At 40.6% G+C, this 15,697-nt stretch carries 15 protein-coding genes; 10 read left to right on the top strand and 5 right to left on the bottom strand.

Annotated features, from left to right (window positions below; translation table 11 throughout):
* Positions 1–75 precede the first annotated feature (75 nt).
* The 5 genes from ACWATR_RS04480 to ACWATR_RS04500 all read left to right on the top strand — a co-directional run bounded on the left by ACWATR_RS04480 (position 76) and on the right by ACWATR_RS04500 (position 5,180).
* Entirely contained in the window at positions 76–396 is a 321-nt protein-coding gene (locus tag ACWATR_RS04480; RefSeq protein ID WP_069068229.1) for an RNA recognition motif domain-containing protein, read from the top strand.
* Between the two features lie 210 nt (positions 397–606).
* Complete coding sequence (rpsU, locus tag ACWATR_RS04485; RefSeq protein WP_012407716.1) at positions 607–795, top strand: 30S ribosomal protein S21; 189 nt, start codon at positions 607–609, stop codon at positions 793–795.
* A 251-nt stretch (positions 796–1,046) separates the two neighbouring features.
* Positions 1,047–2,807 (top strand): serine/threonine protein kinase, encoded by a 1,761-nt coding sequence (locus tag ACWATR_RS04490; RefSeq protein ID WP_460329889.1) that lies wholly within the window; start codon positions 1,047–1,049, stop codon positions 2,805–2,807.
* Positions 2,808–3,249: 442 nt separating this feature from the next.
* Positions 3,250–3,813 carry a pentapeptide repeat-containing protein gene (locus ACWATR_RS04495; protein ID WP_460340187.1) on the top strand — a complete coding sequence of 188 codons (564 nt, stop codon included), beginning with the start codon at positions 3,250–3,252 and terminating at the stop codon, positions 3,811–3,813.
* 182 nt (positions 3,814–3,995) lie between these two features.
* Positions 3,996–5,180 (top strand): M20 family metallopeptidase, encoded by a 1,185-nt coding sequence (locus ACWATR_RS04500; protein WP_460329891.1) that lies wholly within the window; start codon positions 3,996–3,998, stop codon positions 5,178–5,180.
* 80 nt (positions 5,181–5,260) lie between these two features.
* Here the strand turns inward: ACWATR_RS04500 and ACWATR_RS04505 are convergent, their stop codons facing one another.
* From ACWATR_RS04505 to ACWATR_RS04520, 4 genes are all read right to left on the bottom strand, one after another.
* Entirely contained in the window at positions 5,261–6,313 is a 1,053-nt protein-coding gene (locus ACWATR_RS04505) for a hemerythrin domain-containing protein (protein ID WP_460329893.1), read from the bottom strand.
* 260 nt (positions 6,314–6,573) lie between these two features.
* Entirely contained in the window at positions 6,574–8,034 is a 1,461-nt protein-coding gene (locus tag ACWATR_RS04510) for an ABC transporter substrate-binding protein (protein WP_460329895.1), read from the bottom strand.
* A gap of 180 nt (positions 8,035–8,214) precedes the next feature.
* Entirely contained in the window at positions 8,215–9,585 is a 1,371-nt protein-coding gene (locus ACWATR_RS04515) for a protein kinase domain-containing protein (protein WP_460329897.1), read from the bottom strand.
* 411 nt (positions 9,586–9,996) lie between these two features.
* The gene (locus tag ACWATR_RS04520; protein ID WP_460329899.1) at positions 9,997–10,800 is read right to left on the bottom strand and encodes an Rpn family recombination-promoting nuclease/putative transposase; all 804 of its coding nucleotides are present in this window, start codon (positions 10,798–10,800) and stop codon (positions 9,997–9,999) included.
* Positions 10,801–11,473: 673 nt separating this feature from the next.
* On the opposite strand from ACWATR_RS04520, the gene ACWATR_RS04525 reads away from it, so the two are divergent.
* From ACWATR_RS04525 to ACWATR_RS04540, 4 genes are all read left to right on the top strand, one after another.
* A complete protein-coding gene (locus tag ACWATR_RS04525) occupies positions 11,474–12,448 on the top strand; it encodes a hypothetical protein (RefSeq protein ID WP_460329901.1) in 975 nt (324 codons plus the stop codon).
* A 69-nt stretch (positions 12,449–12,517) separates the two neighbouring features.
* Complete coding sequence (locus ACWATR_RS04530) at positions 12,518–12,784, top strand: asr0689 family protein (RefSeq protein WP_460329903.1); 267 nt, start codon at positions 12,518–12,520, stop codon at positions 12,782–12,784.
* 8 nt (positions 12,785–12,792) lie between these two features.
* Positions 12,793–13,017 (top strand): hypothetical protein, encoded by a 225-nt coding sequence (locus ACWATR_RS04535; RefSeq protein WP_460329905.1) that lies wholly within the window; start codon positions 12,793–12,795, stop codon positions 13,015–13,017.
* Positions 13,018–13,087: 70 nt separating this feature from the next.
* On the top strand, positions 13,088–13,933 hold the full coding sequence (locus tag ACWATR_RS04540; protein WP_460329907.1) for a NifU family protein: 846 nt from the start codon (positions 13,088–13,090) through the stop codon (positions 13,931–13,933).
* 38 nt (positions 13,934–13,971) lie between these two features.
* On the opposite strand, the gene ACWATR_RS04545 is transcribed toward ACWATR_RS04540, so the two are convergent.
* Positions 13,972–14,352, bottom strand: coding sequence for a hypothetical protein (locus tag ACWATR_RS04545; protein WP_460329909.1), 381 nt, complete (start codon positions 14,350–14,352; stop codon positions 13,972–13,974).
* Positions 14,353–14,477: 125 nt separating this feature from the next.
* Between ACWATR_RS04545 and ACWATR_RS04550 the strand changes: the two genes are divergently transcribed.
* Entirely contained in the window at positions 14,478–15,692 is a 1,215-nt protein-coding gene (locus tag ACWATR_RS04550; RefSeq protein ID WP_460329911.1) for an NHL repeat-containing protein, read from the top strand.
* Positions 15,693–15,697 lie beyond the last annotated feature (5 nt).

Here is a 15,697-nt window from a genome sequence, read left to right on the forward strand (position 1 = left end):
CTTTTTCCTTTTAGTATTTACAGACTTCTCAGAGAAATTAAAATCTCTACACAGTGATGATTTTGGAGAGAATCGATGTCAATTTATGTAGGTAACCTCTCTTATGACGTTACACAAGAAGATTTAAGTGGTATTTTTGCAGAATATGGTACTGTAAAACGAGTTCAAGTACCTACTGACCGTGAAACAGGTCGTCCGCGAGGCTTTGCTTTTGTGGAAATGGGAACTGAAGCTGAAGAAACAGCTGCTATTGAAGCTCTCGACGGTGCTGAATGGATGGGTCGTGACCTGAAAGTGAATAAGGCTAAACCCAAGGAAGACAGAGGTGATAGAGGTTCCTTTGGTGGAAACCGAGGAGGATACGGTGGTGGCGGCGGTGGACGCAACCGCTACTAGACCTTGGAAACAAAAAAATTTGCCTAAAGTCTTAAGGTCAGACAAGGAGTCTGTCTTTTTTTTGTAATCTTACCAAAGCAGTGCTGAGTGTCCAAGAACGATTACTCGTCCTTATTTCAATCCTCTAGATTTATCTATGGGATCACTCAGCACTCACCACCCCTGAATGCTTGCCTAGCCATTGATAAAGTCAACTTAGTAGGAGATGTAATGACCCAAGTAATTGTCGGTGACAATGAACATATTGAATCAGCCTTACGACGATTTAAGCGAGAAGTTTCCAAGGCTGGAATTTTTCCAGACATGAGAAAGCATCGTCATTTTGAAACACCCTTAGAAAAACGCAAGCGCAAAGAAGTTGCCAAGCACAGACAGAGTAAGAGAAGTTTCCGTAACTAAGAACTGATATACAGCAGAATTCAGGAGTCAGAATTTAGAATTCAGAATTCAGGAGTCAGAATTCAGGAGTAAAACAAGCTTTATACCTTGCTTTGAGATGAATCCTTGTGTACTTCACCTTCCTTGAAATCCGCTGTAAATATAAATGAATTGCCCTCATACAATCTATGAGGGTTTTCCTTTTGCCGATTTTAAAATCAGGAAACCTCAAGAAACGCTAAAATCAAGTCAGCCTTTGTATTGTAGCGGTTGTGTCCCACATCACTCAGAGTGCGGTTCACTGCATAAATCCTGATTGTCAACGTCCTTATCCTCAGCCTTGGGGAAACAAATTTTGTAACAGCTGTGGCGCACCGCTAGAGTTGCTAGACCGCTATGTTCCACTTCAGCCTTTGGGATCGGGAGGATTTGCTCAAATCTACACGGTTTGGGATGAAAAAACTCAAACTGAGAAAGTGTTAAAAGTGTTGGTGGAAGATTCGCCAAAGGCACTGGAATTATTTACCCAAGAGGCGGCAGTTTTATCTAGCTTGCAGCATCCTGGTGTCCCTACAGTCGATGCCGATGGATATTTTCATGTAAACCTGTTTAATCCCAAATCGCACCAACTGCCTTGTTTGGTAATGGAAAAAATCAATGGGCGCACTTTAGAGGAGATATTAAGAAAGTTTCCCCAAGGGTGTCCAGAGGATTTGGTTTTAAACTGGTTTGCCCAAGCTCTACAAATTTTACAAGAATTACACAAACGTCAGATTCTTCACCGGGATATTAAACCTTCTAATTTAATGCTGGGTACTTCTTCGCCATCTGTAACCCCGCCTCAAGGGCAAACAGAGGGCGATCGCCTGGTATTAATTGATTTTGGCGGGGCAAAACAATTTAGCGCCTCTAAGCTGCGTTCTCAGTCTAGTTCCACGCGATTATTTTCTTCTGGCTACAGTCCACCAGAACAAGTGAGTGGAGGTGTTGTCGGGACAGGAGCCGATTTTTATGCCCTTGGTCGAACGGTAATTGAACTATTAACAGGCAAATACCCGCTAGAGTTGGAAGATCAGCAAACGGGGAAATTGCGCTGGCGAACTGCTGTAAATGTCAACCCGCAACTAGCCGATTTGTTGGATGAAATGGTGCATGAGGATGTGCGATCGCGTCCAGCAAATGCAGCTATAATTCAAAAACGTTTGGCGAAGATTTCTCAACCATTACCGCCACCAGGATTATTTGCCCGATTGCGAGACAGCGTTAAGCAAGCCTCAATGCAAGTCTCCCAGAAATTGACACAGCTAACACAAGCTATTAAACAAGCATTAGCTAACTTTGGCCAAGCTGTCAACAAAACCGTTATTTTCATCACTCAGACAATCATCAAAATTTTACAAGCTTGTTTGGCGACGATTTGGGCGATGATCCTGGCTTATGTTGGCGCTTGTTTTGGTGCGATCGCTGGTTTTATTTTGGCATATCGCACCAGCTTGGGGCCTTTAGTTGTGGAATTTCTTGGGAGTCAGCTAAACGAATTAGTGCCAAACACTCAACCCGTCTTCGGGGCAGATATTTTGGTATTCGTCGCCGCAGGTTGGGGAACTGCTTGGGGATTGACAGTATCCGGGTGTTTTGGTCAACAGCGGCGGTTTTTAGTGGCGTCGCTGATGGGCATGATTAGCTATGCCTTCGGCTGGTTGATTTTGCAATTAATCACACCAAAAGACAGTGGCGAGGGCTTAGTGGCAGTGATTTTAGTAGCAGTTTGCCTACTCACCTTGAGCTTAGGACTTCGCAGCCACCATATAGTTTACGCTGTGTTCTCGGCCTTTGGCAGTGCGATCGCTTATGCAGTTTTGATTCTTTTGAAGTTAGCACCTTCAATCTTCCAATTTACTAGTCAACCAGCTTGGTCAGAGTTACAGTTACCTCTGATTTTTTTTGGTTCTGTAGGCTTCTTTATCAGCTTTTGGTTAGGAATAAGTTACTACCTAATTGTCCCTGGATTGCGCTTTTTAGGATGGCGATGAAGAAGGCAGGGGAGCAGGGGAGCAGGGGAGCAGGGGAGCAGGGGAGCAGGGGAGCAGGGGAGGATGGGGAGATAAGGGAGACGAGGAACACGAGGGAGAAATAAGTAATGCCCCATGCCCAATGCCCCATGCCCAATGCCCAATGCCCAATGCCCAATGCCCCATGCCCAATGCCCAAAAACAAGATCCCCCTAGTCGTCTTTTTCATCGAGCTAGGGGGATCACATATGTGGTAGTCTATAATTGGTTCGGTATAGTTCCTTACGAATCGATTCTATAGCCTATATTTCAATTTGAGTAGTCTTACCACTAGAATTTATAGTATTTTTACAGCTTCTTAATGAATGCTTCATCCCTGCTGTTTTTTAGGGAGGCGGTATATGTAACTATGACAGTACGCAATGTGCGTAACTTGTCATTTTTGTGGATATCTGTAAAAAATATGAAATTTAAGATTGTTGCTACCGGCGTCCTATTAGCTTGTTTTGGGTTTGCAGAGCAGACCCTCGCATTAAATCAACTAGATTTGGATCAGTTGAAGGCAACAAGTGCTTGTCCTCGGTGTAATTTGAGTGGTGCTGATCTAACTCAAGTAAATCTAACTGGAGCAAATTTGCGAGGGGCTGACTTGAGCGGCGCTACATTATCTGAAGTTAATCTCACGAATGCCGATCTCACCGGTGCAAATTTAGAAGGTGCGGTTCTAAATTCAGCAAATCTCAGTGGTGCTTCCTTAACAGGAGCAAATTTGAAATCAGCATCCCTGGAAAATGCCAATTTATCTTATGCCGGTTTCATCAGCGCCAATTTAGAAGCAGCAAACTTAAAAGATGCGAAATTGGATTTTACCAATTTTCGGGGGGCTAACTTCCGACTAACAACTCTAGCTAATGGTGTCGTCACATCTGATAAACCTTATGGCTGGTCGTTAGAGCGTCAAAATCTCAGAGAATGTAACGAGTTTCAACCCGAAGATACTCCAGGCACAACCTGTTATTCAAAATAAATTGGGGACTGGGGACTGGGGACTGGGCACTGGGGACTGGGCACTGGGCAATAATCAATAATTTTTCTTCCTCTGCTTCCCATGCTTCCCCTGCCTCTCTGCTTCATCCTTGTATAGCAAAAGCATTTTGTTTGTTAGCAGTTCTTTATCATGGGAAAAAAGCCTATAGATTAATTGAATCAATGCTTACCTCTATTAAAGACTTAGCAGCAAAACTAGCACCCCGGTTAATTGAAATTCGCCGCCACATTCACTCTCACCCAGAACTCAGCGGTCAGGAGTACCAAACAGCAGCCTTTGTAGCTGGTGTTTTGTCTTCCAGCGGTCTGCACGTAGAAGAAGGAGTTGGCAAAACGGGCGTTATTGGAGAACTCCAAGGCACTAAGCAAAATGACCGTTTGTTAGCAATTCGTACCGATATGGATGCCTTACCAATTCAAGAAGGCACTAATTTGGAATATGCCTCTCGCGCAGATGGGATTATGCACGCGTGCGGTCACGATGTCCATGCCACAGTGGGGTTAGGAACGGCAATGGTGCTGTCCCAGCTAGCAGAGGAGTTGGGTGGAAAAGTGCGGTTTTTATTTCAGCCAGCAGAGGAAATTGCCCAAGGGGCAAGCTGGATGGTGAAAGATGGAGCGATGGAAAATGTCTCGGCTGTATTAGGGGTTCATGTTTTCCCTTCTATACCCGCAGGATCTATTGGCGTGCGTTACGGGGCATTGACAGCCGCCGCTGATGATTTAGAAATTCTGATTATGGGAGAATCTGGACACGGGGCGCGTCCCCATGAGGCCATTGATGCGATTTGGATTGCTTGCCAAGTAATTGCTGCGCTGCAACAAGCTATCAGTCGGACACAAAATCCTTTGCGTCCTGTAGTATTGAGTATCGGGAAGATTAATGGTGGCAGAGCGCCGAATATAATTGCGGATAAAGTGCAGTTATTGGGAACCGTGCGATCGCTCCATCCTGAAACTCGTGCCCATCTCCCGAAATGGATTGAAAATATTGTATCTAATGTTTGCCATACCTACGGAGCAAACTATCAAGTCAATTATCGCCAGGGCGTACCCAGCGTTCAAAATGATTATACTCTGACGCAATTGTTACAATCAGCCGCAGAAGAAGCTTGGAGTAGCGATCGCGTTCAAGTCTTAGCCGAACCTTCTCTTGGTGCTGAAGATTTTTCTATGTATTTGGAACACGCCCCCGGTTCTATGTTTCGCTTGGGTGTAGGCTACCAAGAAAGAATCATAAACCACCCATTACACCATCCCCAATTTGAAGTTGATGAATCTGCCATTATCACCGGGGTTGTAACTATGGCATACGCCGCTTATAAATACTATCAGCAAAATTTGTAAACAAAAACTCCCAGCGTTTATCTGCTGGGAGTTTTATTTAGCTAACCTTTTTTAGCGGTTATAGAAAGCCCGAAAGCATACTACACATTTGATTCGGTAACAACACCCAGTTTTTGTTGAATTCGAGTCTTAGCAGCCTTGAACTCAGTAGCAAGTTGTTCACTTTGCTCAGTGCTCAAGTTGTTGCGAATAGCAGCAAACATTGTGGTTTCTTCTTGACGAATGTGATCGCCAACAGCATCCATCAGCTGTTTGACTCTATCTTTGAATTGGGGTGAAGATGGGCTGAGAGCCTTGATTTCTTCTAAAGCCTGCTTCATCTCAGCTTGTTCATCAAACAGTTCTTGGGTGTTATCTTGACCGTAGAAAGGACGTACTCTTGGGTAGACTGTCTCTTCTTCAGCTTCAGCGTGGGCACTTAGATCCTTGTAAATTTGACCGAAGTACTCTTGGATCTTTTGTGGATTGTTGCTTTGTAGTAGTTCGGTGAATAGGGTATTTACCTTGTTGTGATCCAGGCGGATAGCATCCTGGATATTTAGATCCTTTTTGTCACTGGTTTGGGTAACAGCGCTACCTACCGCACCACTGACTGCGGCCATTGCGTCTTGAACACGTGCCCAAATTCCTTGATCTGCATCTTGTCCAGTGAGTTCGCGGACACCCAAAATTTCTAAAATACCTTTGAGTTGCTCTTGGTGAGCGCGATTCTCAAAGTTAATGGTATTCAAAGGTGCGATCGCTACCATCACATCAGCACCAACTTTTTGAGCAGCTTTGTGAATTATTAAGCCACTGGTTACTAGTTGATGTTTCAGCAATTCATGCTGAGATACTTTTTCATACAGGCTCAACTCAGAACCTTTGAACAATTCACGAGCTTTTGCAATGAATTCTGTAACAACTTTTTTGGGTTCAGCCTGAATGCCATACTGACCAATTACAGTTTCCAGAACGCCAAGATTTTTTTCGTCATCGTTTAGGAAATTACGGATGCGATCGGCAATTTCGGCATCAAGTCCTTGTGTCAAAAGCGATCGCTCATTTTCGATCACCAATTGTTGGAGTGCTTTAAGACTTGCTAATTTTAGAGCAATAGCATTGCGTTTCGTATCATCTAATGTAGCTACCATCCGTGTTCTCCTCGGCAAGTATTCGTAATTCTTACTGATATAACCTTGACATAGAGGTTAGGGATATTCCATCTTTCTTTTGAGTGATCGCGTTCACAACTCTGGGTAGAAAAAGACAAATTTAGGGTTCCAGAATAGAAATAAAAATTGAAGCGAAGGTTGCAATTATAATCAAGTATTTTAGTATGACATTCTAAAGATATAGATTACAAATTTGGCAGTAATCTATATCTTTAGAATGACAAGTAACGTCAAAAAAACTACTTCTTATTCAAGAGGGCAAAATCGTAACCAGTTCCAGTAGAGCAAGACTCGCAACGCTCGATTTTGACTAGGATTGCTTCTCCTTGACGCTCACCAGAGGGCGAAAACTGAATCATTCCTGTTGCTCCTGAAGTTGAGAAATTAGGATTAGACAGTACCTTTTGTAATCCTTCGCGGGTGTTATCTTGTTTCAAGCCAGTAATAATTGCTTGGACTGCATCATAAGCTCCCGCTGTTCTCTGATTTACCTGTGCATTCCAAAGCTGAAAAGCATTTTCTGCAAAGGGGTTATCTTTATTAGCATCACGATGCCAATACACAGGTAATACCATTCCTTCCAAATCCTTGCCATTTTGTAAAGTTGTTGCACTATACATACTTTCAGAAGCAAACAGTGGTTTTCTGCCTCTAACTTCTTGTGCTACTTTGGTGGCAAAATATATATTTCTGATTGAGGGCATTAGTAAAAAGCCACTTGCATTTTCTGTTTCTATGGCTTGATCTACAAAAGCTCTAGGGTCAAAATTCTTATCTGCCAAATTGCAAGGTGTACTAATAACGTTGCCACCATATTTTTTGAGAGCTTGAGTATACTGTTCTACAAGTATCTGACTTGATGAGGAGCTTGAATTACTTCTTGAACTACGATAATCGCCACAAATAGCAACATTTCTTGCTTGTCGAGCAATGTAGCGAGAATGAGTATCTACTAAATTATCATATAGCGGATTTACATGAAACAAGTAATTATTTGTGGAACTATTAGGTTGATTATTTATTGAATTGCTTTCTAAATTTTCTTGATTTTCGGCTTGATTTGGTCGCTCGACAGGTAAAACTAAAACCAAGCGATTCTCACTATAAATTGCGGCGTTACGTCTAACACCTACTGCTGCCACAATACTCTTGTCTTGAACTAATTCATTATCTAACCGTGTAGAATCTTCTCTATTCTCAGCACTTGCAATTACAATTTGCAGCTTTTTACCATTAATTCCTCCTTGGTTATTAACTTCATTTTGAGCTTGAGCTACACCACGCAAAATTTCTTCTGATAAACTCGGATCAAAGTTAATTGGAGCGATGACAGCAACTTTCAGAGCGCTCGAATTATCTTGTGCAATTTTGGCATTGTTTAAATAAATTAAAGTTTCTGGATCATTGGGATTATTTTTTAGAGAAGCGGTGAACTTTTTAACCGCAGTTGTAAAATCTTTTTCAGCAAAAGCTTTAACTCCATCTGTTTTCTCAGGATACGTTTGCACTTTCACCAAAATCCTTGTACCCAAATTCATTAGTGAAGGCTTATTTGTCAATGAAGATGAAGCTGATATGGGGTTTGATGGTGTTATAATAGTCGAAGAAACTTTGCTAATTAACCACAAAATAGCTGCTACCATTACTCCAGCCAGACCTAGAGATATAAGCAACCTCAAGTTATCTTTTTTATTTGTCATGAATAATTCCCCAAATTCTACAAAATTTATCTGAAATCAAGAGATTTATGAAAATTTAGCCATACCTAGTACCGCAAGGCGGAATTAAAAATTAAAAATTAAAAATTAAAAATGAATACAGCATAAGGGTTTCGTTGATTTGGAATGATTGGTTTATTTCTGCCGTGTTGTACTAGTAATTTAAAAATATTTAGAAAGAAGTTTATTTATTATTTCAGATACACCCACGATAATCAGTGTAAATAAACCTGCAAGAATAACGAGTAACCCTACGAGCAGCAGACCATTTACACCAGATTTCAGAAGATTATTGGTTAGTAGATTTCTGAAAGTAAATACAACGAGTAGATTTGCTATTATAGCAATAATAATTAAATAAGTTTTTTCCAGAAGCGGGCGAGATTGAATCAAGACTAACCCTGCTAAAATTATCAACCACAATCCGGAGCTAATCCAAGTAGTTCCGAGAAAACTTATAAGTGCGATCGCTAAGAACGAACTACCTGATCCAGCAATGATTGCTCCAGACAATAATTTACTATTAGAAAATTGGGGTAGATATCGAGTTAATTTGTGTTGATTTTGTGGTTGTGAACCTGATGGCAGAGTAGGTGGAATAACTGTGGGAGCTAATGTATAACTTAGCGGTGGAAGATTATTCAAGTCTTGTAATACAGCTTGTGCAGATTGATAACGTTGTTCATGATTTTCTCGTAGGAACTTATCAAGAATCATCTCTAATTCCTGACTTATGGGTTGTGTTAAATGCTGACGCCAACTAGAAGTCCAACCATAGCCTTGTTTCATCCACAAAGTCGAAGGAGAAATATTGGTCAGCAGATGAAAGCAAGTTATTCCTAGACTGTAGATATCACTAGATGGAAAAACTTTACCCACTTGCATTTGCTCAATCGGTGCATAACCTAATGAACCAATAATTGTTCCAATGGCAGTGTTTGTCGGTTCCGTTTTTTGCTTTGCTACCCCAAAATCAATTAGTACTAACTTCCCATCATTTTGACGGCGAATAATATTTTCTGGTTTAATATCTCGGTGAATTACCTGCTGTTGATGTATGTCTACTAACACAGATAATAAATCATTTAAAAAATCTCGAATTTTGGCTTCATCAAAAACCCCCTGCTGTTTTAACTCTTGCAACAGATTTTGTCCTTCGATAAACTGCTGCACTAAATAAAGATATTCATCTTCCTTAAAATATGCATATAAATTGGGAATTTGGACATGTTCCGCTAGCTCTTTAAGACGTTTAGCCTCTTGTTCAAATAACTCAGTTGCTTTTTGATGTGCTTGACTACCCTGAATACCATAAAATTGACTTAGAACTAGCTGTTTGACAACACATCGTTCATTGAGCTTATCTATATCTTCTGCGATATATGTGCGTGCAAACCCTCCTCTCCCTAATGGTGAGATGATCCGGTAACGATTTCTCAGTAGCGATACCAATGCTGTGCCGCAACTGAGGCAGAAATTTGCCCCGTCAGGATTTTGGGGATTCTCGCAATTAGGATTTAGGCAGCAGACCATATAATTATCGCTGTCATTTTATTAATTTTTAGAATATACCTTACATTTACTTTAGTTGTTTTTCGTAACTACTTTTAAAATATCGCTCAATAGCTACAACAGGATGGCCAAGAGCTTACACAGGAATTTTAACTTGAATTGGACTGGAGCCACAATGGTGCTGGATAGGGCGGCTGAAATTGCCCAACCGTGTGCTTACCAACTAATAGTCTGCCGTTAGCAGTGCAATTCACTACTTGCAGGTGATTGGCTATGCAAATTTTAAAGACTGGAATCCAATATTAACAATCGCTAATCTATACGAGGTGATCAGTATTTTAAGCTGTAAAATTTTAATGCAATAACTAAGTCAAATTCAGCAAAAAATCGGGGAGCAAGACTTTGCACCCCGTGAGCCATATAGCAATTGTTTTAAGATTTTGGTTGTGCAGCCTGCCTAACAACTTGTTCGTCTAAACCTAATGCTTGAGCTATCTGCTCAATACTTAAACCCAATCCTAATAACTGGGGTATCACTTCTAACTTACCTTCTTGTTTCCCTTCCTGTTTCCCTTCCTGTTTCCCTTCTGCAAAAACATCTTGGTAAAATCTAGTTTGCCTTAACTCATTTGATCCAAACATTTTTCTTATTTCCTCCTGGCTTAATCTCGGTAACTTGTAGATTAATATCGTCTCTATCAATTGTATAATTTCCCTAATAGTAGCGACATCTATAATTTGCTGTTGGGCAGTGTTAACTATTTCGATAGCTCTTGTTGTCGCAGTTAATTCGGGTTCGATAATTAGTTTAACTGTCTCAATGCCGATTGATGATGTCTCTATTGAGCTTAATTCGTCAAGATAGACGCGAGTGACTCGTTGTGAGTTGAGTAATTCTGTGTATCTTTCAGTATCTCCAGTATCAACGCTGCGGTTGGGGAAGATGACAACACCACGCCAATTGTTAGTTAATTCGGTTTTGTCAAGATAATTAAAGATTTCGGTGAATAAACGTGAGTAGAACTTTTTGTCTGGTTGAAATTGCACTTCTGCAAAATAGATAGGTAGTTCTGCTGTATTTGGGAGAAAGACGCCATCGATTCTAAAAGACAGTTGCTTGACTTCTACTGAAGAAAATTGGTAAGCACTAGTTAGTTGCGGCGGTTGGTTAATCAGTTCAAAGAACGTGCTGGGGATACTTTGAAAGATGCGATAAAAGATACTGTCTGTTTTCACTCTAACAATTTAGGGGAGCTTGTTTTACAGTTAATGAACATATTTTACACTCCGATGATCCCGTGGTGAGTCTTGGGATTATACAAAAATTGGCTAGTAAATTCCTGCATATAATATGGCAATACGGTTCAGTTAAGAAAAACTACTCAAACCGTATTCCTATATATAGGACTCATATTTTATTTCTGAAAAAACTCAGTACAACTAAGAAGCCTTCTTGGCTGTTGCCTGTTGCCTATTCCCTATTGCCTGCCTACGCAAATTAGTTCAGAAATGAAAGTGGATTTCTATATATGTCAACAATTCAATAAAAAAATTTTGGATTGTGTCCAGCGATGATACAAAAAATATTTTTAAAATATTAGGTGTTTAAAGCTGACATTAATATTAGCAATTACCCCCTAGAATTTTAGAAATAGGGTGTTTTATATTTTAGAGACTGGGGACTAGGTATTGGGGATTGGGTACTGGGGAAAACTATTCCTTAATCTTCAGTCGCTAACCTCCAATCACCAGTCACTAAATTCCTAGTCTCAGATCAAAAAGGGGAATTCCGCCTAAAGGACTCGAAGCCTGCGTAAATCAGTATGGCCCGTGATCAGATGCAAAACTGTGTCTCGATCATTTGTGGGCGTTGGACTCAATTCCCAATTGGCTAGAGTACGGCAGAGTTATGACCCCCAGCATTACAGATTCAGCGGTGAAAGCTGCGATCGCAGCTGTTGCATCGGAGTCAGCCTCAGCAGAGGAAAAAATCCAGATGCTGATTGAGATAGCGCAAGGCTTTCAAAAAAAGCCCAAAGCTGCCCAAGACTTGCGAAATGCAGTTGGGTTATATTACCGGGCCTATGAGATGTGTGGTGAGGAGTATCCCCTACTGAAAGCCAGGGCCCAAGTGGGAATGGCAGGGACGTTACAGGCAATACCGGATGCTGATTACCAACTGCTGCTGCAAGCAAAAGCAGGTTATGAAGAGGCATTGCCGATTTTACAGCAATTAGCCTCATTAGAGGAAGTGGCAGAGACGCAGATGAATTTTGGGCTGGTGTTGCAGTCGCTAGTGCCATTTAATTTGGCGCGGATAACTGACAGCATCCAGGCTTATCATGAGGCGTTGCGGGTGTTTAGTTGGGAGGATTACCCCCAGGAATACGCGATTTTATATAACAATATTGCGATCGCTTATCTTTCTATGCCCTTAGCATCGGAACGGGAATACTTGCGTCAAGGGTTAGCAGTGCAGTCATTTGAGGTGGCACTAAAGCATATTAATCTGATCGATCATCCCAGAGAATATGCGATGTTGCAAAACAACTTGGGTAACGCTTTGCAATATTTAGTGAGTTCTCATCCTGTGGAAAATAACTTGCGTGCGATCGCAGCTTACGATGAAGCGCTAAAAGTGCGTAACTCTAAAGATACACCCCTAGAGTACGCTAACACAATTTCAAATAAAGCCAACGCCTTATTCAACTTACCAGACGACTCAGAAAAACCAGAAGCTGGTAATCCTCAAAATCTGTTGCAAGCACGTATCTATTATCAACAAGCGTTAGAGATTTTTACCCAAAACCAACAAATTCAACAAGCAGAGATAGTAACCCAAGCCCTACAAGATATTGAAGTAGAAATAGGAAATAGGAAATAGGGCATTGCTTATTCTCCTCATCCCCCTCATCCCCACTCCCCTAATTACTAATAAGGAGAACAAAACAGCATGAGAGATGTTTTTACAAACCCGACTGTAAGAGATTTTCTCACGAGTTTAGCAGATGGTGACTTGAACATAGTAACAGGATTAGTGTGGATAGTCATCGCAACAGCCTTGTCTATGGTTGGCGGTGCTATTGGTGGAATGCTATTAGCTGGGAAAGATATAGGCTATAGCTTTTCAGCAATGCTTGGTGCATTATTTGCTCCGGCTGGTGTAATTCCTGCCATCTTGCTAGGGCTTGTCATACTAAATTTATTGACAAATTATTAGGAGGAAAAATGTTAGAAATTGGATGGTTTTCAGCCAAGTTATTTGTCAAAGGAAAGTTGCTACGCGACCCGATATATTTTATCCAGCGAACTGCTATTGCTACTGTTTTAGGTTCATTACTGCTAGTGTTATTTGCACAAGCTGACATTCCCTTTTGTTTACCAATAACATTGTCTAGCTTAGTGACAGGAATGATTATGCCATTTCTCCTCAAAGATTTCAAAATGAAGTGATTTATCATTTATGAATAACCAATGCCCAATGACAAATGACAAATTACCAATGACAAATGACCAATGACCAATGACAAACCTTGAAGAATTAGTTCAGGAAATTAACCGCTTTGAGGCAATTATATCTGAGTGGGATGAAAGCCAACGCTGTGTAGCGGTGGGTCTAAAAAGAGCAATTGAAGCCTTGCATAAAGCAGCATTGACTAGTTTGATTAAAAGCCTCAAACAAGAATCAATGTCAGGTTTACGTCATGCTGTTACTGATGAAGTAGTATACGCAGTACTGCTTTATCATGAACTAGTAAAATCACCAAAACCACCATTAGCACAGCGCATTCAAACAGCCCTTGAAGAAGTTCGCCCAAGTTTAAAAAGCCATAATGGGGATATTGAACTAGTGGCAATTAAGCCACCAGATACAGTGGAAATTATGCTCATAGGAACTTGTAGCAGTTGTCCGGCTTCTACTTTGACTTTATCTCAAGGAGTAGAACAGGCAATCAAAAACCATTGTCCTGAAATTACCAAAGTGGTTGCAGTTAATAATCATTCTACTATTAACACCACAAATTCTGGTTTAACTAGTCCATTTTCTCCACAGATAACTTCTAGTTGGGTAAAAGTAGCAACTATTGAGCAAGTTCCTGAATTTGGTATATTGGCAGTACAAATTGCTGGGACTTCGCTTATTTTACATCGTCAAGGTGCTAGAGTAAGATGTTACCGTAATGCTTGTGCTCATTTAGGATACTCTTTAGAAGAGGGTAAGATTGAAAACGGTATTATAACCTGTCCTTCCCACGGATTTCAGTACAGATTAGAGACAGGTGAATGCTTAACTGCACCGGATATTTCGCTTCAGTCATATCCGGTAAAATTTAAGGAGGATAAGGTTTTTGTGAAACTGCAAAAATGATCATCCGAAGGTAGCATCTCAGCAAATATATATGGCGATTAGAATTTGCGGTTACCTTGCTTTATCATTGCCGGAATTTGCTCATTCATTTTAGTATTTTGTGTAAGCCAATAGACATATTGCTTTCTCGTTTTGCTTAAATGCTTTCTCATTTCAGTAGATTCAGCAAGCAAATAGACATATTGCTTTCTCATTTTGCTTAAATGCTTTCTCATTTCGGTAGATTCAGCAAGCAAATAGACATATTGCTTTCTCATTTTGCTTAAATGCTTTCTCATTTCGGTAGATTCAGCAAGCAAATAGACATATTGCTTTCTCATTTCGGTAGATTTAGCAAGTAAACCGCAGTTCGCCTTCTCATTTAGGTGTTTCCCGCAAGCAAATAGACATATTGCTTTTTCATTCTTAATTCTGAACATAATTTGTTTTGTAACAGGGAACGCGTCTTATTTGTTGATAAAAACATAATGCAAATTTGTGACTGTTGTTACATGCTAATAAACATTAATGTTTTTAAATAATTAACAGTGTCTATCTGCGGTTTATGGATATCCCAATCATAATTAATCCCATATCACAATTACCGTCAGAAGCAACAGAAATTTCTCAAGATTTACCTCTCTCATCTCAGGGTGCAGAGGTAATTTTAGGCAACATTATTGAACCGCAGCAATTAGTTATACCTGTAGCACCAAGTTCTATAGAAATGTTTGGGCCTCGTGGTGCTTGTTTGTTATCAGAAACTGGCCCTTTGTGGGTATCAGATACAGGACATCATCGATTATTGGGATGGCGAAATTTACCCACTAGAGATAGTCAACCGGCTGATTGGGTAATTGGACAACCTGACTTTTATCATGAAGGACAAAATGCTAAAGGTATACCGGGAAGTGCAACCTTAAGTGTACCAACTGGGATTTGTGCTTGTGGCGAAGGATTAGCTGTAGCAGATGCTTGGAATCATCGGGTTTTGATTTGGAAAAACTTACCAGAAGATAACAATGTTCCAGCAGATTTGGTGTTAGGACAAGTTAATTTTATCGATACTGAACCCAATCGGGGAAGTCAACAAGCATCTGCCATTACAATGCACTGGCCCTATGGTGTTTTTTATCATCAAGGACGGCTATTTGTTGCCGATACAGGAAATCGAAGAGTATTGATTTGGCATCAGTTACCAACAGAAAATGGTCAACCTGCTGATTTAGTTTTAGGACAACCAGATATGATATCTCGCAATGAAAACGGCGGTGGTTCTGCAACCGCAGCGAGTATGCGTTGGTGTCACGATATTACCTTTTGGGGAGAGAATCTGGTTATCAGCGATGCAGGTAATCACCGAGTGATGATTTGGCAGGGAATACCAACAGAAAATAATGTCCCTTGTGCAGTGGTTTTAGGACAAAAAAGCTTTGATTTTGTGGAAATGAATCAAGGAGTTTATTTGCCAAGTGCTAGTAGTTTGAGTATGCCTTATGGTGTAGGGGTAACTGAAGATTGGTTAGTAGTTGCAGATACGGCTAATTCTCGTTTGTTAGGATGGAGAAAGCCAGAATCAATTTTATCACTGCAAGGTTTAGTGGCAGATGGGTTGGCAGGACAAATGAATTTTCAAAGTAAAGGTGAAAATCGGAATTTTGGGCTGCCGAAACGAGATAGCTTAAATTGGTGTTACGGGATAAAAATTTGTGGTAATACGGCGGTAATAGCTGATTCTGGAAATAATCGAATATTGCTGTGGCAGATTAATAATTCGTAATTCGT

The sequence above is a fragment of the Nostoc sp. UIC 10890 genome (genome assembly GCF_054786515.1).